Origin of the sequence: Azohydromonas sediminis (genome assembly GCF_003574675.1) — a bacterium.
In the GTDB taxonomy this organism is placed as follows: Bacteria; Pseudomonadota; Gammaproteobacteria; order Burkholderiales; family Burkholderiaceae_C; genus Calidifontimicrobium; species Calidifontimicrobium sediminis.
In genome coordinates, this window is sequence record NZ_QOAZ01000035.1 from 1 (window position 1) to 16,952 (window position 16,952).

Below are 16,952 nucleotides of genomic sequence, written 5' to 3' on the forward strand. Positions count from 1 at the left end.
GCTGTACCTGCAGGCTCGCGAGCGCCACCCGCGCCGCTGGTCGGGCGTCACGCGCAACTGGACGCCCATCGCTGCGGTGACTCTGAACCCTGAACGCGACGCCGTCGTCAAGACACGCTCAGGGTGCGTCGATACGCAGCCACTGGCTGCATGAACGAGGCGACAACTACCTTGACGCGCGCCGGCCTGCTGCGCTACGTCAGCGACCGCATAGCCCCGATCGTCGGCCCACCACGACCCGCGGCTGGCCTGCCAGCGACGGGGTAACTGCCGGATTTAGGATGACGGGAAAGGCGAGCCGCGCGGCGCTCAGAACACGCCGTTGAACGACCCGCCATCGAGCAGGATGTTCTGCCCGTTGAGGTAGCCGGCGTGCACGCTGCACAGGAACGCGCAGGTGCGACCGAGTTCGTCGGGGTCGCCGAAGCGTCGCGCCGGGTGCTTGGCCAGCCGCCGCGCGCGCGCCTGCTCCGCCGTGATGCCCTCGCGCTGCGCCTGCGCCGCGAGGTTGCCCGCAAGCCGTGCGGTGTCGAACGTGCCCGGCAGCAGGTTGTTGATCGTCACGCCGTGCGCCACCGTCTGCCGCGCCAGGCCGGCGACGAAGCCGGTGAGCGCACTGCGCGCGCCGGTCGACAGTCCCAGCCCCTCGACCGGCGACTTCACCGCGCTCGACGTGATGTTGACGATGCGCCCGAAGCCGCGCGCCATCATGCCGTCGACGGTGGCCTTGATCAGCTCGATCGGCGCGAGCATGTTGGCGTCGATCGCGCGCAGCCAGTCGTCGCGCGTCCACTGGCGGAAGTCGCCCGGCGGCGGGCCACCGGCGTTGGTGACGACGATGTCGAAGTCGGGGTGCGCCGCGAAGATGCGCGCACGGCCGTCGGCGCTCGTCACGTCGGCTGCGACCCACTCGACGCGCCCGCGCCCGATCGCCGCGAGCCGCTGCGCCGCCTCGACGAGCGGCCCCTCGGTGCGCGCGACGATGACCACGTGGACACCGTCTTCGACGAGCGCCTTCGCGCACGCATGGCCGAGCCCGGCGCTCGCCCCGCACACCAGGGCCTTGCGCCCGGCGATGCCCAGGTCCATCAGCCGGCCCCCGTCACGACGTCGCCCACGGCAGCGGCTGCTCGTTCAGGCCGACGTAGAAGCTCTTTTGGCTCGTGTACTCGAGGATGCCCAGCCGCCCCTTCTCCTGCCCGTAGCCGCTCATCTTGACGCCCGAGAACGGCGTGCTGATCGAAAACTGCTTGTAGGTGTTGACCCAGACGGTGCCGGTCTCGAGCGCGCGGCCGATGCGCCACGCGGCGCGGAAGTCGCGCGTCCACAGACCCGCAGCCAGCCCGTAGACGTTGTCGTTGCACTGCGCCACCAGGTCGTCCTCGTCGCGCCACGGCAGCAGCGCGAGCACCGGGCCGAAGATCTCCTCCTGGCACATGCGCGCGCGGTTGGACAGGCCCTCGATGACGGTGGGCAAGTAGTAGCTGCCGGCATCGTAGAAGCCGCCGGTCGGTCGCTCGCCGCCGGTGAGCACGCACCCGCCCTCGTCGCGGCCGAGCTGCACGTAGCGCTCGACCGTCTCGCGGTGCGCGCGGTTGACGAGCGGTCCCATCTGCGTGTCCTCGCGCGCCGGGTCGCCCACGCGCAGGCGCGCGACGCCGTCGAGCAGCCGCGCCCGGAACGCGTCGTAGACGCTCTCGTGCACGAACGCACGCGAGCCGGCGATGCACGACTCGCCCGACGAGCTGAAGATGCCGTACAGCACGCCGGCCACCGCGTGGTCGAGCTCGGCGTCGGGCAGCACGACGGTCGGCGACTTGCCGCCGAGCTCGAGCGAGGTCGGCATCAGCTTCTCGGCCGCCAGCCGCTGGATCCCCAGCCCGACCGCGGTGCCGCCGGTGAACGCGATGCGCTTGACGAGCGGGTGGCGCACCAGCGCGTCGCCGACGACCGAGCCCTTGCCCGGCAGCACGCTGACGATGCCGTCGGGCACGCCGGCACGCTGGCAGATCCTGGCCAGCTCGATCGCCATGCGCGGCGTGATCTCGGCCGGCTTGAGGACGACGGCGCAGCCGGCCGCCAGTGCCGGCGCGAGCTTCTGCGCCTCGCTGGCGATCGGCGAGTTCCACGGCGTGATCGCGCCCACCACCCCCAGCGGCTCGTGCACGCTCATCGTCAGGTAGTCGCCACGCGACGGTGTGATCGTCTCCTCCCAGGTCTCGGCCGCGGCAGCGAAGAACTGGAACGTGCCGGCGGCGCTGGCCACCAGCGCACGGCATTCGCGGATCGGCTTGCCGTTGTCCAGCCGCTGCAGCTGTGCGAGCTCCTCGGCACGCTCGCGGATGCCCTGCGCGATGCGCCACAGCAGGCCGGCGCGCTCGTGCGGCTTGAGCTGCGCCCACGCCGGCGCGCGGCGCGCACGCTCGGCGGCCTGCACCGCCTCGTCGACGTCGGCGGCGGTGGCCGCGTGCAGCGTCGCGACGACGCTGCCGTCGTGCGGGTACTCGGTCGCGTACTCGGGGCCGCTGGCGTCGCGCCAGCGCCCGGCGAAGAAGCTCTGCAAGGTCTCGGCCATCTCAGATCGTCACGGCTGCGGCGCGGTTGTGCAGGAAGCGCAGCGCCGACAGCACCGTCAGCGCCGACGTCTTCGGGTTGTCGGGCAGCGGGCGGCCGCACATCGTGACCTGCATGCGGCCAAAGGTGCCCTCGACCTCGATCTCGTGGATGTTGTCGCGCACCGTCGGGTCGGCAATGAGGCGCACGCGCGTCGCGTCGAGCCCGAGCCCGGCGAGCGAGACGGTGGCCGCGACGTTGGCGTTCTTCGGGTACAGGCGCGCGGCCTCGCGCGCGCTGGCCTCGAGGATCACGGCCGGCGCCGCGAGCGTGTCGAGGTCGACGACGGCTTCGGCCGCGGTGCCACGCCAGCCTGACGGCGGCTTGCGGCCGGTGTAGGTCACGCGCTCGAGCCCGGCCAGCCGTGCCGCTGCGATCGCGTCGACGCCGCCGATCGCACCCGCCAGCAGGTGCACCTGCGTGCGCCCGTGCGCCGCAGCGTCGGCGAGCTGCTCGGCCAGTCCCGGCGCCGACAGTGCACCGACCGACAGCACTGCGCATTCGACGCCGCGCGCGAGTGCCGGCAGCACGTGCGCGGTCAGCGCCTCGTGGCCGGCGCACTCGACAACCAGCCCTGCATCGGCCGGCACGCCGGCGACGATTTGCACCGCGCCGTCGACGTCGCGCCGCACGTCGTCGACGTGTGCTGCGGGCACGACGACGTGCGCGATGCGCACACCCTCCATCGTGCCCGTGCGCGCGAACAGCGTGCGGCCGATGGCGCCGAAGCCGATCAGGGTCACGTCGAGCATCGCGGCCTCACTGCGCCTGCTTCGGCGGACCGGCGAACTTGGCCGCGAACGGCCCCCACGCTGCCATGTCGACCTCGATGACGACCGGCCCCGGCGTGGCCAGCGCGCGCTCGAGCGTGGCCTTCGCGGTGCCCGGACGCGGCATGGCCAGGTACGGCACCTGCAGGCTCGCGCACAGCTGCGCGAAGTCGGGCGTGCGCAGCTCGACGTAGGCATGGCGCCCGCCGTAGAGCTCGTCCTGGATGTTCTTGATGACCCCGTAGCGGCGGTCGTTCATCACGATGAACAGCACGTCGGCCTTCTCCTGCGCGGCGCACGCGAGCTCGCCGACGTTGAGCATGAAGCCGCCGTCGCCACACAGCGCGACTGTCTTGCGCCCGAGCGCGTGCTCGTGGTTGGCCACCGCGGCGCCGACGCCCATCGCCAGGCCCTGACCGATGCCGCCGCCCAGCGCGTGCACGCCGGCGCGCGGGTGGTCGAGCACCGGCGCGCGGTTGCCCCACATGCTGTTGGACAGCGTGATGTCGCGCACCCACCAGAGCTTGCGGCCGACGACGTCGCCGATCGCGTTCTTCAGTTCGACGTACGGCCCCAGCGTCGCGTCGACGTCGCAGGCCGCCTGCCGGCGTGCGCGCTGCACGTCGTCGGCCAGCCGCGGGTCGACCTTCAGCCGCCCCTGCAGGCGGTCGGCCAGCGCGTCGAGCGTGAGCTGCGCATCGCCGTGCACGAAGAACTCGCTGCCGTAGCCGCGCTGGTCGGCCAGCGCATTGGCGTCGACGCGAAAGCGCCGCCCCGGCAGCCTGAGCTTGTAGGTCAGCGTCTCGTTGCTGCGCAGCCGCGAGCCGACGACGAGCATCGCATCGACCGTCTCGTAGAAGTGCTCGGCGGCCTTGTGCAGGTTGTATGCCGCGAGCGTGCGCGGGTGGTCCTCGGGGACGATGCCGCGGCCTTGCACCGAGGTCACGACGGCAAAGCCCATGTCGACGAGCCGCCGCACCGCGGCACCGGCACCGCGTGCGCCGCCGCCCAGCCACAGCAGCGGGCGCTTCGCCGACGCGAGCCGCTCGGCCAGCGCGTCGACCGCCGCGGCGCTGGGCACGACCGGCGGCACCGCCAGCGGCGACAGGTCCGGCGGCAGCTCGAGCGTGGCCTTCTGCACGTCGATCGGGATCTCGACGCTGACCGGCCCGCACGGCGGCGTGTGCGCGAGCCGCACCGCCTCGCGCAGCGTGGCCAGCGCGGTCTCGGGGTTGCGCACGCGGAATGCCTCCTTGCCCACCGCCTTGAGCATCGCCAGCTGCGCCGGGTGTTCGTGGATGTAGCCGAGGTCGCGGTCGAGGTACGGCGACTCGATCTGGCCGGTCAGGTGCAGCAGCGGCGTGCCGGCGGTTAGCGCCTCGACCATCGCGCCGGCGGCGTTGCCGCAGCCGGTGCCGGTGCTGGTGACGCACACGCCGAGCGTGGCGCTGACGCGCGCGTAGGCGTCGGCCATGTTGCAGGCGCCGGCCTCGCCGCGCGCCGAGACGAAGCGGATCTTCCGGCGCGTGTGCAACGCGTCGAGGATCGGCATGTTGTGGATCGAGATCACGCCGAAGGCCGCGCGCACGCCGCACGCCTCGAGGAAGCGCGCGGCGAGCTCGCCGACGGTGATGCGGGTGGGGGCGGTCATGCAGCCTTCCTGTCGGGGGTGCGGGTGGGCCACGCGCCGCGGTGCGGCAGGTGGCTGATGCGTTCGGTCAGCTGCGCGGCGGCGTCCTTCACGGCCTCGATCAGCCTGGGCAGCTCGTGGTCGTCGATGCGCTGGCCCGGCACCGTGATGCTGACCACCGCAGCGACTTCGCCGCGGTCGTTGAACACCGGCGCGGCGATCGTCGAGATGCCGGTCTCGAAGCCGCCCTGGCTGACGCCGTAGCCGTTGGCGCGGTCGGCGTCGATCATCGCCTTGAGCTGCTCGACGGTGGTCGGCGTGCGCGCCGTATAGGCCTTCAGCGGCTCGTCGGGATAGAGCTGGCGCAACGCGGGCAGATCCAGGTCCGACAACAGCAGACGGCCGAGCACGGTGGCGTGCGCCGGCAGGCGCGCGCCGACCTGGATCGACTGGAACAGCGAGTTGTGGCCGTGCGCCTTGGCGATGAAGACGATCTCGCGGCCGTCGCGCACCACCAGGTGCGCCGCGTAGCCGCAGCGGTCGCGCAGCGCCTCGATCACCGGGCGCCCGTACTCGGTGAGCTCCATCGATGCCAGCAGCTCGAAACCCAGCCGCAGCACCGCGAGCCCAAGCTTGTAGGCGTTGCCGTCGTCAGCGCGCTCGACAAAGCCCATCTTCTCGAGCGTGTGCAGCATGCGGAAGACGGAGGCGCGTGGCAATTGCAGCCGGCGCGACAACTCGGCACCGGTGAGCTCACGCTCCTCGCGGCTGAACTGCATCAGCAGCTGCAGGCCGCGCTGCAGCGCGGGGACGGTGTAGCGGTCGTCGGGGGCGGTCTTGGCGTTCATCGGTGAAGTTCCTGCGCCTCGGGGCCGAGACCGATCAGCGCGGCGACGGCTGCGGCGGCTTCGAGCGGACACGCGTGGCCGACCGGACCGAGGTCGTGCCACGGCCGGCCGACATGCCGCGCGACGGCCTGGCACGCCGCCGGCGGCGTGATCGCGTCGGCGCTGCCGCTGGCCACGTCGACCGGCGCGGTGACGTGCGCGAGGTCGGCGAGCAGGTCGGACTGGTCGAGCAGCCGCGCGGCCTGCGTGTAGCCGGCGGGGTCGAGGCGCGCCATCGTCTCGCGCACCGCGTCGACGAGTTCGGGCGCCGCGCCGGGCGACAGCATCGCGCCGGCGCGCTCGCGCGCCAGTCCCTGGGGCCCCATCTGCGCGAGCAGCGTCAGCCGCTCGTCGAGCTTCCTGCGCCGCTCGGCCTCGGGCGCTTGGCCGTAGCCGCGCGCCGGCGCGAGCAGCACGAGCCGGCACACGCGCGCCGGCTGCAGGCGCGCCGCACGCGCGGCGATGACCGCCCCCAGCGAGTGGCCGACCAGCGTCAGCGGCGCCGTCGCGCCGAGCACGTCGACCCAGTCCCACAGCCGCTGCGCGTAGGCGCCGGCGTTGGGCGCAGCGCCCGGCAGTGCCGTACTGTCGCCGTAGCCGGGGGCGTCCCACGCGAGCACGCGGCAGTCGGCTCGGTGCTGCGCCGCTTGCAGCTGCAGCGCCCAGCTGCCCGAGGCCGAGCCGATGCCGTGCAGCAGCACGTGCGTCACCGCGGCGCCGGTGCCGGCGTCGCGGTACGACACGCGCGCGACGCCGAGCTGCGCATGGCGCAGCGGGTGCTGTTCAAGGATCCGCTGCAGCGTCATCGGCGGCCGGCACGTCGCAACGTCCCACGCGCGATGCAACGCACGACTTCAAGCGATCGCCGCGGATCCGGCTTCGCCGGTCCGCTGCCGATGCCCCCTCCTCGGGAGGGGCCGCGCGAAGCGCGTAGGGGGTGGCCCATGGGTCAACGCTTGATCTTGGACAGCGGCGAGTCCGGCGGGTAGGTTGGCGTGATCGGCTTCGGGCTGCCGAGCATCACGCACATCAGCGCGTCTTCCTCGCCGATGTTGTGCTCCTCGCGGTACACGCCCGGCGGCACCGAGATCAGATCGCGCTCGCCGATCACGGCTTCCCAGCGCTGGCCGTCCTTCTCGCAGATCACCTTCATCGTGCCGCGCATCACGAAGAAGATCTCCTCGACGTCGTAGTGGATGTGCGACGGGCCGATGTGGCCGGCCGGGATCACCATCGTCGAGAACGTGAAGTGCGCCGCCGGCACGGTGTTGCCGTCCTTCGCGACGCCGGTGCCGCCGGTGCCGACGTAGCGCATCTGTGCGCGGCGGTAGCGCGGGTCGACCTGCGTCTGGAACGCCAGCGCGTCCCAGTCGTAGCGGCGCGTGGCGCGGCGCGCGACGCGCGACTCCATCCACTCGGCAAAGCTCTGGCCGGGCCGCTGCATCAGGCTGGCCTGGATCTCGGCCTCGGGCGGGATCTGCGCGTCGAGCAGACCGCGCGCGTTGAACACGGGTTCGTTGGCCGCCGGTGCGACCGCGGGCAGGGGAGCGTTCATGTCGGTCGGACTCCTGTCTCAGTTCATCACGAAGCCGCCGTTGACCGGCAGCAGCTGTCCGGTGACGAAGCCGGCGCCGCGGCTGAGCAGGAACAGCACGGCGGCGTCGACGTCGGCGGGGAGTTGGGCGCGCGCGATCGCGCGGCCCTGTAGGTAGTGCTCATGGCGCGCAGGCGGCACGTACTCGGTGGCCTCCACCAGCGTCAGCCCTGGCGCGATCGCGTTGACGGTGATGCCGTCGGCGCCCATCTCGCGGGCGAGCGCGCGCGTCATCGCGATGATGGCACCCTTGCTCGCGACGTAGGCGAGCAGCTTCGGCGCGCCCCACAGCGCGGTGTCGGAGGCGATGTTGACGACGCGCCCGCTGCCGCTGGCGGCAAGAAACGGCCGTGCGGCCACCGTGACGAGCCAGGTGCCGCGTACGTTGACGTCCATTACACGGTCCCAGGTGTCGACGGCGAGCTCGTCCATTGCCTTGCCACCCGAGTTCGTGATCGCGGCGTTGTTGATCAGGCCGTCGAGCCCACCGAGCGCCTGCGCCGCGGCAGCCACGCCGGCGCGGATGCCGTCGGCGTCCATCAGGTCCAGCGGCACGTAGTGCGCCGCCGCGCCGAGTTCGGCCGCGAGCGCGCGGCCGCGCTCGTGCAGCACGTCGCTGATCGCCACGCGCGCACCGGCGGCGACCAGCGCGCGCGCGAAGCTCTCGCCCAGGCCGCGCGCGGCGCCGGTGACGAGCACGCGGCGGCCATCGAGCCGGATTTCGGGAATGGCGGTCGTCGTCATTCAGGCTCCGATGCGCTGGGTGCTCGGCAGGTAGTGCAGCACGCGCTTCTCGGCGAACACGACGGCGTAATACGCGACGATGCCGATCACCGTCAGCGCACCGATCACGACGAACACGCCGGCCGTGTTGCCCTGCCCCTCGAAGAACACGAGCAGGTAGCCCAGCCCCATGTTGCCGCCGACGAGTTCGCCGACGACGACGCCGATGACGGCCAGCGTGCTCGCGATGCGCAGCCCCGAGAACAGCGGCGGCAGCGTGGTCGGGAACTCGACCATGCGGAACACCTGCCAGCGCGTGGCCGAGAACGAGCGCGCGAGGTTGACCAGGTCGTGGTCCATCGCCCGCATCGCCGACAGCACGTTGATCAGCACCGGGAAGAACACGATCAGCACCGCCACCAGGATCTTCGGGTACACCGTGTAGCCGAGCCACATCACGAACAGCGGCGCGAACGCGACCTTCGGCGCAATCTGCAGTGCGAGCAGGTACGGCGACAGCACCGCCTCGACACGCGGCGCGAGGCCGAGCGCGTAGCCGATCGCCGCGCCGAGCAGCGAACCGAGCGCGAAGCCGACCACCACCTCGAGCGCCGTGATGCCGGCGTGCCACAGCAGCCGCTCGGCGCCCCAGATGCGGCCGAGCTCGGCCACCGTGTGGCTGAGCGGCGGCAGCACGAAGTCGGGCACTCCGAGCCAGCCGGGCACGAACTCCCACGCGAGCAGGAACACGAGCAGCACGGCCACGCTCCAGCCGGCGGTCACGAGGCGCTCGCGGTCGGCGGTCATCGGGACCTCACGGGAGGCGGCATCGGCGCGCTTGAGTCGCTTGACGGCGAGCGTGTTCACTTGGCCGCCACGAACTGGTTGGTGTAGAGGTCCTTCAGCGGCACCTCCCTGGGCACGACGCCGTTGCTGACGTAGAACTTCTGCAGCTCGCCCAAGCGCGTCTCGTCCATCGTGCCGGGCACCTTCTGCGCCGCGTAGACGTACTTGTTGTACAGCTCGAAGGTCTTGAGCACGGTGGCCTCCTTGCCCTGGTGCACCGGCACGTGCTTGACGTAGACAGCGGTGGCGGCCTTCGGGTCGGCCATGATGTCCTTCATGCCCTTGAGCGTCGCGCGCACCAGCTTCTGGATCAGCTGCGGGTTCTTCTGGATCGTGTCGTCGGCGGCGAGGATGGCCTGCGCCATGCTCTTGAAGTAGATGTCGGCCGGCAGGATGTCGACCTGCGCACCGGCCTCCATCGCGGCCACGGTCCAGTCGGGCACGGCGGCCATCGCGGCGGCCTTCTTCGCAGCGAACTGCTGCCACACGCCCGCCGGGCCGGCGGCCTGGATGTTGACGTCGTTCTTCGTCAGCCCGACCTTGCTGAGCATGCCCAGCAGCGCGTAGTAGGTGGTGTCGGTGTACGAGATCGTCGTCACCGTGCGGCCCTTCAGTTCACGCGGGCTCTCGATGCGCTCGTCCTTGTGGCTGACCAGCGCCATCAGCGAGCCCTGCCCGAGCACGGCGACCGCCTTGACCGGGATGCCCTGCGCGCGCGCGATGATCGGCGTGTCGCCGATCGCGCCGCCGACGACGGCATTGCCGGCGCCGATCTGCTTGGCGACGTCGACGCCGCCGCGCCCGCTGACGAAGTTGACCTTCAGTCCTTCCTGCTCGTAGTAGCCCTTGGCCTGCGCCACCATCCACGGCCCGAAGGCGACGAGCGTGGCCGGCGCGGGCAGCAGGTAGGTCACCTCCTGCAGCTGCGCGTGGGCCGCCAGCGGTGCACCGAGTGCGGCGACGGCGGTGAGGACGAGGCAGGCGCGGCGGGGGAGCATGGGCAGGGACATCGCGGTCTCCGTTCAAAAGGGGCGGATGGGAAGTCGGTCGGGGCGGGAGCGGGTCAGTGCACCTCGGCGCTGGCATCGAGCTTGAGAAGGTCCATCAGATGCGCGACGTAATCGGCCACCGCGTGGTGCTTGCGCCGCTGCATCGGGTTGTCGCGGCCGGGAATGTCGACGACGATCTCCTCGACGATCGTGCCCGGGCGCTCGCTCATCACGAGGATGCGGTCCGACAGCGCGACGCCCTCGGCGAGGTCGTGCGTGATGAACAGCACCGTCTTGCGCTGCGCGGCGACCATCTGCGCGAGGTCCTGCTGCAGGATCATCTTGGTCTGCGCATCGAGCGCCGAGAACGGCTCGTCCATCAGCAGCACGAGCGGGTCGACGGCCAGCGTGCGCGCGAGCGCGGCGCGCTGGCGCATGCCGCCCGACAGCTGGTTCGGGTAATGCTGCTCGAAGCCCTTGAGGTGGCACTGCGCGAGCAGCCGGTACGCGACCTCGCGCCGCTGCGCCGGCTTGACGCCGCGCAGCTCGAGCCCGAATTCGACGTTCTGCGCGATCGTGCGCCACGGCATCAGCAGGTCCTTCTGCAGCATGAAGGCCACGTGCTCGTTCGGCCCGGCGACGACTTCGCCGCCGACCTTGACGGTGCCGGCCGACGGCTTGGCCAACCCGGCGCCCATGTTCAGCAGCGTGCTCTTGCCGCAGCCCGAAGGACCGATGATTGAGACGACCTCGCCTTCGGCGATCGAGAACGTCACGTCGCGCGCGGCAAGCACTTCGCCCGAATGACCGCGCGGCGGAAAGCGCTTGTCGACACCGATGAACTCGATCGCGGGCGGTCGCGCGTCGGTACGGCCAGCCCGGTCGGCGACAGGGACCATGCTCTGCTCCGATGTTTCTTATAAGAAACTGTGCTTTATTAGGAAATCAATCGTAGCCTCAGCCGACGGCCTCTGGGCGATAGCCGACCGATCGGCTCGACAATGCAATGACGCGCCGCTGCCGTTCGAGCGCCTGGACGACGGCCCTCGCCATGCGCATCGGGTCCCTGCGGCACGGTGCGGCAGGTGACTCAGAAATTCAGTCGGAATTGGCTTGACCCCTCGCTCGCAGCACCCCTACCATCCACCATCGTTTCTAAAAAGAAACGGTGTTTCTTTTATAAAACGACCTGCCCGTGAGCATGTTCACCGTCGTCACCGCCGGCCCATCCCCCTGCCCACCGAAAGCGACCCCGGCGCAGGACAGGCCCCTGCTGGCGGCGCGCTGCGACCAGGGAGACGCGTTCGGCGGTCGGATCTCGGTCGGCCGCAAGCACCGCCGAACGCCGGGCCGCGGTGTCGGCAGCACCAAGCCGCCTGCCGCAGGCAGGCAATCTTCGAACCCGACGTTGCTTCTCGCGCACTGAGCGCCCGCGAGCCCCCCATGCACATCCAGGGCATCGACGAAATCACGTTCGGCGCGTCCGACCTGGCTACCTGCCGCCGCTTCTTCACCGACTGGGGACTGACGCTGCTCGACGAGACGCCGCAGCAGCTCGTCTTCGAGACGCTCAACGGCTGCCGCGTGCGCGTCGCGCACGGCGACACGCCGGGGCTGCCGCCCGGCGTCGAGCCCGACCCTACGCTGCGCGAAGTCGTCTGGGCGGTGGGCAGTGCGGCCGAACTCGACGCGTGCCGCGAACGCCTGCGCGGCCAGCCCGGCTACATCGACGACGGCCAGCGCGTCGGCTGCACCGACCCCAACGGGCTGGCAGTGCGCGTGCAGGTCACGCGCAAGCGCCCGGTCCAGCTCGAGTGTGCACGCACCAACACCTGGAGCGAGCGTCCGCGCGTGAACCGCCCGGCGCCGGCCTACGAACGCGCGCAGCCGGTCGAGGTCGGCCACGTCGTGTTCTTCGTGCTCGACCTCGCGGCCACCACCGCGTTCTACGAGCAGTGCCTGGGCTTCGTCGTCTCCGACCGTTACCCCGGGCGCGGGCACTTCATGCGCTGCGCCCCCGAGGGTGGCCACCACGACCTGTTCCTGCTCGCGCCGCCGATCCCGCGCAAGGGGCTCAACCACGTCGCCTTCACGGTGCGCGACCTGCACGAGGTCATCGGTGGCGGCATGCACATGTCGCGCTGCGGCTGGACGACGGAGCTCGGTCCCGGCCGCCACCCGATCTCGTCGGCGCTGTTCTGGTACTTCGAAAACCCTGCCGGCGCACTCGTCGAGTACTACACCGACGAAGACGAACTGACCGCCGACTGGACGCCGCGCGACTTCACCCCCGGCCCGACCGTGTTCGCCGAATGGGCGATCAAGGGCGGTATCGACGGCCACACGCGCCGCCAGGTGAACGCCGAGGCGCCCAGCGGGCGCTTCATGACCGACAAGCCCAAGGCCTGACGCCGTCGTAAGGAGAAACCCATGCGCCTCCCCGAGCTGTACAACGAAACGCACCAGAGCCGCAGCGCGCCGCCCACCGCCTACGAGAGCCTGCTCGGCGACAGCATCGAGCGCGCGTTCGCTGCCGGCATCCACGATCTCGAAGGTCTGGTCGCCTACCTGAACCAAACCGGCCCCGCGGGCCCGAACGGCCAGCCGTGGACAGCCGAGACCTATTGCCGCGAGATGGCCCGCCTGGGCGCCTGAGCCGCACCGAGGGCACGTCCACCCGCCACGCACGCGAAGGAAGCACCGCGATGAACACCGCCCCCGTCCACCTCCCGCAAGATCCGGCCGACGCCGTGCTCGAAGTCGGCCTCAAGGACCTGTGGTACCCGGTCTGCCCGTCGGGCTTCGTCAAGGAAAGCCCGGTCTCGCTGCGGCGGCTGGGCTACAAGATCGTGCTGTGGCGCGACGCCGGCGGCAAGGTGCACGCCCTCGAGGACCACTGCCCGCATCGCGGCGCGCCGCTGTCGCTGGGTGTCATCCTCGGCGACCGCATCGCATGCCCGTACCACGGCGTCGAGGTGCGCTGCGACGGCACCGTGATGCGCGTGCCGGGCAGCCCGGGCTGCAAGCTCGAGGGCTCGCGGCCGACGCGGCGCTTCGTCACCGCCGAATCGAACGGTGCGATCTTCCTCTACAACGCGAGCCAGCCGGCGCTCGACGAGGCGCCGCCGCTGCGCCTGCCCGAGCAGCTGACCTCGCCCGAGTGGTCGTCGTTCCTGTGCTACACGGAATGGGGCTGCGACTACCGCTACGTGATCGACAACGTGATGGACCCGATGCACGGAGCTTACCTGCACAAGCAGTCGCACACGATGAGCGAGGGCGACATGACCGCCGAGTTCCAGATCCGCGACACCGACACCGGCTTCGTGTTCGAGAAGAAGCACCAGCGCGACGTCAATTTCGACTGGACCGAGTGGATCGACACCGGCATTCACCTGATGCGCCTAGAGATCCCGTATCCGAAGACCGGCGGCCCGGGCGGGAACTTCACGATCATCGGCAGCTACACGCCGATCACGAACCGAACCGCAGCCGTGTTCCACTGGCGCTGCCGCAAGGTCAGCGGCTGGCAGCGCGACACCTGGCGCTTCCTCTACAAGAACCGCCTCGAGGAGCGCCACTGGCGCGTGCTCGAGCAGGACCGCGTCGCCGTCGAGAACATGGAACCCGACGCCAACAAGCGCGAGCACCTGTACCAGCACGACATGGGCATCGTGCGGCTGCGCCGCCACCTGCGCCACCTGGCGACGCGTCAACTCGAGCGAGCCGGCCATTGAGCGCGACGATGGGCGCGTCCGACACCCTGCAGGCCTGGATCCACACGCTGCGCCACGAGGCCGACGACATCATCAGCGTCGAGCTGCGGCCGGTCGGCGGCGGTGAGTTCCCGGCCTTCGAGGCCGGCGCGCACATCGATCTGCACCTGCCCAACGGCATGGTGCGCAGCTACTCGCTCGTCAACCCGAGCAGCGAGCGCCACCGCTACGTCGTCGGCGTGCTGCGCGACCGCAAGAGTCGCGGCGGCTCGCGCTGCGTGCACGAGCAGCTGCGCGTGGGCACACGCCTTGCCATCGGTGCGCCGCGCAACAACTTCCCGCTGCACGAGGACGCCACGCACTCGGTGCTGCTGGCCGGCGGCATCGGCGTGACGCCGCTGCTGTGCATGGCGCGACGGCTCAAGGCCCTCGGGCGTCCGTTCGAGCTGATCTACTGCGCACGCTCACGCGCGAGCGCGGCGTTCGTGGCCGACATCGAGGCGCTGGACGTGCCCGTGACGTGGCACTTCGACGACGAACGCGGCGGCCCGCCCGATCTGCGCGCGCTGCTCGCGCGGCGCGCTGCGAGCAACACCGAGCATTACTACGCCTGCGGTCCGGCGGTGATGCTCGACGCGTTCGAGAAGGTCTGCGCCGAGCTCGGCCACGCGAATGCGCATATCGAGCGTTTCGCCGCCGTCGAGGTCGCTGCGGCCGCGGATGCGCGCAGCACCTTCACCGTCGAGCTGCGCAGGAGCGGCCGCACGTTCGAAGTCACGCCGGACACGACGCTGCACCAGTGCCTGATCGAGCTGAAGGCCGGCGTGCCGTTCAGCTGCGAGGAAGGCATCTGCGGCTCGTGCGAGACGCGCGTGCTCGAAGGTGAGCCCGATCACCGCGACTCGGTGCTGACCGCCGCTGAGCGTGCGGCCAACCGATCGATGATGGTCTGTGTTTCGGGCTGCAGGTCCGAGCGGCTCGTGCTCGACCTCTGAACCTGCGGATGCTGGCCCCGTCCCCGGGCCGGCGGCGCGCATCGGCTACCCTCGCGCCTTGGTGTGCGCTCCGTCGCACATGGCCGCGTCATCCACCCCTTGTCCTTGCCCGACGACACCGCCCGCGGCCTGCTGGTCGCCAACCTGCTCGCGCAGCTCGCCTTCGGCCTGTTGGCGATGATGATCTGCATCCCGTCGATGCAGCAGTGGGGCGCGACGTTCGGCGCGTCGCAGGCGGCGGTGCAGCTGACGTTCAGCGGCTTCGTCGTTGCGTTCGGCAGCGTGCAGCTGCTGTACGGCCCGCTGTCGGACCGGCTCGGGCGCAAGCGCGTGCTGCTCGCCGGGCTCGCGCTGGCCGCCGCCGGCTCGGTGGCGGCGGCGCTGGCCAGCGACGTGCTCGCGCTCACGGCGGCGCGCGTGCTGCAGGGCGCCGGTGCCGGCGCCGGCATGGTCATCGGCCGCGCGCTGGTGCAGGACCACTTCCACGGCGCCGAGCGCACGCGCGTGATGGCCTACGTCGGCATGGTGATGGGGCTGTGCCCGCCGGCGGCGACGATCGTCGGCGGCCAGGTCCACGTGCTGTGGGGCTGGCAGGCCAACTTCGTCGGCATCGCGGTGCTCGCGGCACTGCTGTGGCTGGCCGCCTGGCGCGGGCTGCCCGACTCGCGCCCCGCCGCCGCGCCGTCGCACTGGCTGCGCGCGATGGCCGGCGCCTATGCGCGCCTCGCGCGCGAGCCCGTGTTCGTGCTGTACGTGCTCGTGCTGGCCAGCACGACGGCCACGTTCTACGCGTTCCTCGGCGGCGCGCCGATCGTGCTCGGCGGCTACGGCATCGGCCCCGACGGCATCGGCTTCTACGTGATGGCGATCCCGCTGTCGTACATCGCCGGCAACTACCTGACCTCGCGCATCGCGCACCGCGCCGGCGAGCGCACCGTGATGCGGCTGGGCCAGGCGCTGACGATCGGCGGGCTGCTGCTCGTGCTCGCGCTGGCCGGGCTCAGGACGCCGCTGGCGCTCGCGCTGCCGCTGGTGCTGGTGGGCGTCGGGCACGGCCTGCTGATGCCGCCGTCGCTGGCCGGCACGGTGGGCGTCGTGCCGGCGCGGCGAGCGCGCGCTGACGCCGCGCGCCGGTCAGCGCCGCACGTGCGGCCGCACGTCGACGCGCATGCTCTCACCTTGCGGTGTGATCGCGAAGCGCGCCGTCGTCAGCGTCTCGATCAGCCACATCGCGGTGCGCGCATGCTCGCTCAGCGCCGACGCCCGGAACACCGACGGCGCGCCGGCGAGCGCGAGGAAGACGAGCATCTGGTCGGCCGCGTGCGCGTCCAGCGTCGCGCCCGCTTCGAGGTCGCGGCGCAGCGACAGCGCCGCCTGCCGGCCGAGATGTTCGGCGGGCACGCCGCGCTGCGCCACCTGCGCCGCGCCGAGCACGGTGGGCCCGGCCGCCGCGCTGAGCACGATCGCACCGCCGGGCCCCAAGGCGAGCAGCGGATCGCCGGCTTCGACGTGCGCGTCGAACGGCCACGTGCGCCCGATCACGCCACGCGCCGCGGCGGCCATGCGCCGCGCGATGTCCAGCGGCAGGCGGCTGACGTGCGCGTGCGCGTCGATCGCGGTCACGGGCCCGCGCTCGTCGACGACGAACGGTGCCAGCGACCCGGTCGCCGGCAGCGACAGGCGCACCTCGCCGCCGCCGCGCGGCACGTAGCCGCGGCGCTCGACCTGCAGCTCAGCGTGCACGCCCATGCGCGCGAGCAGCGGCAGCAGCACCAGGCGCAAGTAATCGACCGGCGGCGCCATCGGCACGTCGGTGCCGCCGCGCAGCACGACCTCGACGGCCTCGCCGCTGGCCAGCGCGGCCGGCAGCATCGCCTGCAGCACGAGCGCGACGCTGCCGGCGGTGCCGACGTCGACGACGAAGCTGCCGCCGTGCAGCGCGCCGGGCCGAAACGCGAGCACCGACGAGCCGGGATGCACGCCATCGCAGCGCGCGTCGCACAGCGCAGCCACCGCGCGCACCGCCGCCACGTGCTGCGCCGCCAGCCCCGGGCGGCGACGCCGCGCGCGGATGTCGTGCACGCGCACTACGGTGCCGGTGACTGCGGCCAGCGCGACCGCGGTGCGCACGAGCTGGCCGCCGCCCTCGCCGTGCGCGCCGTCGATGTCGAGCATCGCCGTCATGCGCA

Annotated in this window: 17 protein-coding genes and 1 pseudogene; 6 read left to right on the forward strand and 12 right to left on the reverse strand. The window is 71.6% G+C overall.

What is annotated here, in order from left to right; translation table 11 throughout:
• Positions 1 to 309: 309 nt before the first annotated feature.
• From DRV96_RS14890 to DRV96_RS14940, 11 genes are all read right to left on the reverse strand, one after another.
• On the reverse strand, positions 310 to 1,089 hold the full coding sequence (locus DRV96_RS14890; RefSeq protein ID WP_119292537.1) for an SDR family oxidoreductase: 780 nt from the start codon (positions 1,087 to 1,089) through the stop codon (positions 310 to 312).
• 13 nt (positions 1,090 to 1,102) lie between these two features.
• The gene (locus tag DRV96_RS14895) at positions 1,103 to 2,575 is read right to left on the reverse strand and encodes an aldehyde dehydrogenase (protein ID WP_119292544.1); all 1,473 of its coding nucleotides are present in this window, start codon (positions 2,573 to 2,575) and stop codon (positions 1,103 to 1,105) included.
• Between the two features lies 1 nt (position 2,576).
• Positions 2,577 to 3,365 carry an aspartate dehydrogenase gene (locus DRV96_RS14900; RefSeq protein WP_119292546.1) on the reverse strand — a complete coding sequence of 263 codons (789 nt, stop codon included), beginning with the start codon at positions 3,363 to 3,365 and terminating at the stop codon, positions 2,577 to 2,579.
• Between the two features lie 7 nt (positions 3,366 to 3,372).
• A complete protein-coding gene (locus tag DRV96_RS14905) occupies positions 3,373 to 5,034 on the reverse strand; it encodes a thiamine pyrophosphate-binding protein (RefSeq protein WP_119292548.1) in 1,662 nt (553 codons plus the stop codon).
• The gene (locus tag DRV96_RS14910) at positions 5,031 to 5,861 is read right to left on the reverse strand and encodes an IclR family transcriptional regulator (protein ID WP_119292550.1); all 831 of its coding nucleotides are present in this window, start codon (positions 5,859 to 5,861) and stop codon (positions 5,031 to 5,033) included. Before DRV96_RS14910 ends, DRV96_RS14905 begins: the two co-directional genes overlap by 4 nt.
• On the reverse strand, positions 5,858 to 6,706 hold the full coding sequence (locus tag DRV96_RS14915) for an alpha/beta fold hydrolase (protein ID WP_119292552.1): 849 nt from the start codon (positions 6,704 to 6,706) through the stop codon (positions 5,858 to 5,860). The genes DRV96_RS14910 and DRV96_RS14915 overlap by 4 nt, the downstream gene beginning before the upstream one ends.
• Before the next feature lie 143 nt (positions 6,707 to 6,849).
• Positions 6,850 to 7,344, reverse strand: coding sequence for a cupin domain-containing protein (locus DRV96_RS14920; protein WP_210757063.1), 495 nt, complete (start codon positions 7,342 to 7,344; stop codon positions 6,850 to 6,852).
• A gap of 129 nt (positions 7,345 to 7,473) precedes the next feature.
• The gene (locus tag DRV96_RS14925; RefSeq protein WP_119292556.1) at positions 7,474 to 8,238 is read right to left on the reverse strand and encodes an SDR family oxidoreductase; all 765 of its coding nucleotides are present in this window, start codon (positions 8,236 to 8,238) and stop codon (positions 7,474 to 7,476) included.
• Positions 8,239 to 9,024 (reverse strand): ABC transporter permease, encoded by a 786-nt coding sequence (locus DRV96_RS14930; RefSeq protein ID WP_119292599.1) that lies wholly within the window; start codon positions 9,022 to 9,024, stop codon positions 8,239 to 8,241. It abuts the gene before it with no gap.
• Between the two features lie 56 nt (positions 9,025 to 9,080).
• Positions 9,081 to 10,073, reverse strand: coding sequence for an ABC transporter substrate-binding protein (locus DRV96_RS14935; RefSeq protein ID WP_235823427.1), 993 nt, complete (start codon positions 10,071 to 10,073; stop codon positions 9,081 to 9,083).
• A gap of 53 nt (positions 10,074 to 10,126) precedes the next feature.
• Positions 10,127 to 10,951 carry an ABC transporter ATP-binding protein gene (locus DRV96_RS14940; protein WP_119292558.1) on the reverse strand — a complete coding sequence of 275 codons (825 nt, stop codon included), beginning with the start codon at positions 10,949 to 10,951 and terminating at the stop codon, positions 10,127 to 10,129.
• Between the two features lie 302 nt (positions 10,952 to 11,253).
• On the opposite strand from DRV96_RS14940, the gene DRV96_RS18145 reads away from it, so the two are divergent.
• The 6 genes and pseudogenes from DRV96_RS18145 to DRV96_RS18855 all read left to right on the forward strand — a co-directional run.
• Positions 11,254 to 11,478 carry a hypothetical protein gene (locus tag DRV96_RS18145; protein ID WP_210757061.1) on the forward strand — a complete coding sequence of 75 codons (225 nt, stop codon included), beginning with the start codon at positions 11,254 to 11,256 and terminating at the stop codon, positions 11,476 to 11,478.
• 17 nt (positions 11,479 to 11,495) lie between these two features.
• The gene (locus tag DRV96_RS14945; protein ID WP_119292560.1) at positions 11,496 to 12,461 is read left to right on the forward strand and encodes a VOC family protein; all 966 of its coding nucleotides are present in this window, start codon (positions 11,496 to 11,498) and stop codon (positions 12,459 to 12,461) included.
• 21 nt (positions 12,462 to 12,482) lie between these two features.
• Positions 12,483 to 12,707: a recombinase-like helix-turn-helix domain-containing protein gene (locus DRV96_RS14950; RefSeq protein ID WP_119292562.1), complete on the forward strand. Its 225-nt coding sequence runs from the start codon at positions 12,483 to 12,485 to the stop codon at positions 12,705 to 12,707.
• Between the two features lie 50 nt (positions 12,708 to 12,757).
• Positions 12,758 to 13,789: an aromatic ring-hydroxylating oxygenase subunit alpha gene (locus DRV96_RS14955; RefSeq protein WP_119292565.1), complete on the forward strand. Its 1,032-nt coding sequence runs from the start codon at positions 12,758 to 12,760 to the stop codon at positions 13,787 to 13,789.
• A gap of 8 nt (positions 13,790 to 13,797) precedes the next feature.
• Complete coding sequence (locus tag DRV96_RS14960; RefSeq protein ID WP_119292567.1) at positions 13,798 to 14,763, forward strand: PDR/VanB family oxidoreductase; 966 nt, start codon at positions 13,798 to 13,800, stop codon at positions 14,761 to 14,763.
• Between the two features lie 63 nt (positions 14,764 to 14,826).
• A pseudogene (locus tag DRV96_RS18855) lies at positions 14,827 to 15,864 on the forward strand (MFS transporter); the annotation flags it as partial.
• A 33-nt stretch (positions 15,865 to 15,897) separates the two neighbouring features.
• On the opposite strand, the gene rtcA reads toward DRV96_RS18855, so the two are convergent.
• Positions 15,898 to 16,947 (reverse strand): RNA 3'-terminal phosphate cyclase, encoded by a 1,050-nt coding sequence (gene rtcA, locus DRV96_RS18860; protein ID WP_419187059.1) that lies wholly within the window; start codon positions 16,945 to 16,947, stop codon positions 15,898 to 15,900.
• Positions 16,948 to 16,952 lie beyond the last annotated feature (5 nt).

What these genes read in the sequence shown, in the direction of transcription:
- DRV96_RS14890 (WP_119292537.1), bottom strand. Translation starts at nt 1,089, where the DNA reads ATGGACCTGGGCATCGCCGGGCGCAAGGCCCTGGTGTGCGGGGCGAGC.
- DRV96_RS14895 (WP_119292544.1), bottom strand. Translation starts at nt 2,575, where the DNA reads ATGGCCGAGACCTTGCAGAGCTTCTTCGCCGGGCGCTGGCGCGACGCC.
- DRV96_RS14900 (WP_119292546.1), bottom strand. Translation starts at nt 3,365, where the DNA reads ATGCTCGACGTGACCCTGATCGGCTTCGGCGCCATCGGCCGCACGCTG.
- DRV96_RS14905 (WP_119292548.1), bottom strand. Translation starts at nt 5,034, where the DNA reads ATGACCGCCCCCACCCGCATCACCGTCGGCGAGCTCGCCGCGCGCTTC.
- DRV96_RS14910 (WP_119292550.1), bottom strand. Translation starts at nt 5,861, where the DNA reads ATGAACGCCAAGACCGCCCCCGACGACCGCTACACCGTCCCCGCGCTG.
- DRV96_RS14915 (WP_119292552.1), bottom strand. Translation starts at nt 6,706, where the DNA reads ATGACGCTGCAGCGGATCCTTGAACAGCACCCGCTGCGCCATGCGCAG.
- DRV96_RS14920 (WP_210757063.1), bottom strand. Translation starts at nt 7,344, where the DNA reads ATGCAGCGGCCCGGCCAGAGCTTTGCCGAGTGGATGGAGTCGCGCGTC.
- DRV96_RS14925 (WP_119292556.1), bottom strand. Translation starts at nt 8,238, where the DNA reads ATGACGACGACCGCCATTCCCGAAATCCGGCTCGATGGCCGCCGCGTG.
- DRV96_RS14930 (WP_119292599.1), bottom strand. Translation starts at nt 9,024, where the DNA reads ATGACCGCCGACCGCGAGCGCCTCGTGACCGCCGGCTGGAGCGTGGCC.
- DRV96_RS14935 (WP_235823427.1), bottom strand. Translation starts at nt 10,073, where the DNA reads ATGTCCCTGCCCATGCTCCCCCGCCGCGCCTGCCTCGTCCTCACCGCC.
- DRV96_RS14940 (WP_119292558.1), bottom strand. Translation starts at nt 10,951, where the DNA reads ATGGTCCCTGTCGCCGACCGGGCTGGCCGTACCGACGCGCGACCGCCC.
- DRV96_RS18145 (WP_210757061.1), top strand. Translation starts at nt 11,254, where the DNA reads ATGTTCACCGTCGTCACCGCCGGCCCATCCCCCTGCCCACCGAAAGCG.
- DRV96_RS14945 (WP_119292560.1), top strand. Translation starts at nt 11,496, where the DNA reads ATGCACATCCAGGGCATCGACGAAATCACGTTCGGCGCGTCCGACCTG.
- DRV96_RS14950 (WP_119292562.1), top strand. Translation starts at nt 12,483, where the DNA reads ATGCGCCTCCCCGAGCTGTACAACGAAACGCACCAGAGCCGCAGCGCG.
- DRV96_RS14955 (WP_119292565.1), top strand. Translation starts at nt 12,758, where the DNA reads ATGAACACCGCCCCCGTCCACCTCCCGCAAGATCCGGCCGACGCCGTG.
- DRV96_RS14960 (WP_119292567.1), top strand. Translation starts at nt 13,798, where the DNA reads ATGGGCGCGTCCGACACCCTGCAGGCCTGGATCCACACGCTGCGCCAC.
- rtcA (WP_419187059.1), bottom strand. Translation starts at nt 16,947, where the DNA reads ATGACGGCGATGCTCGACATCGACGGCGCGCACGGCGAGGGCGGCGGC.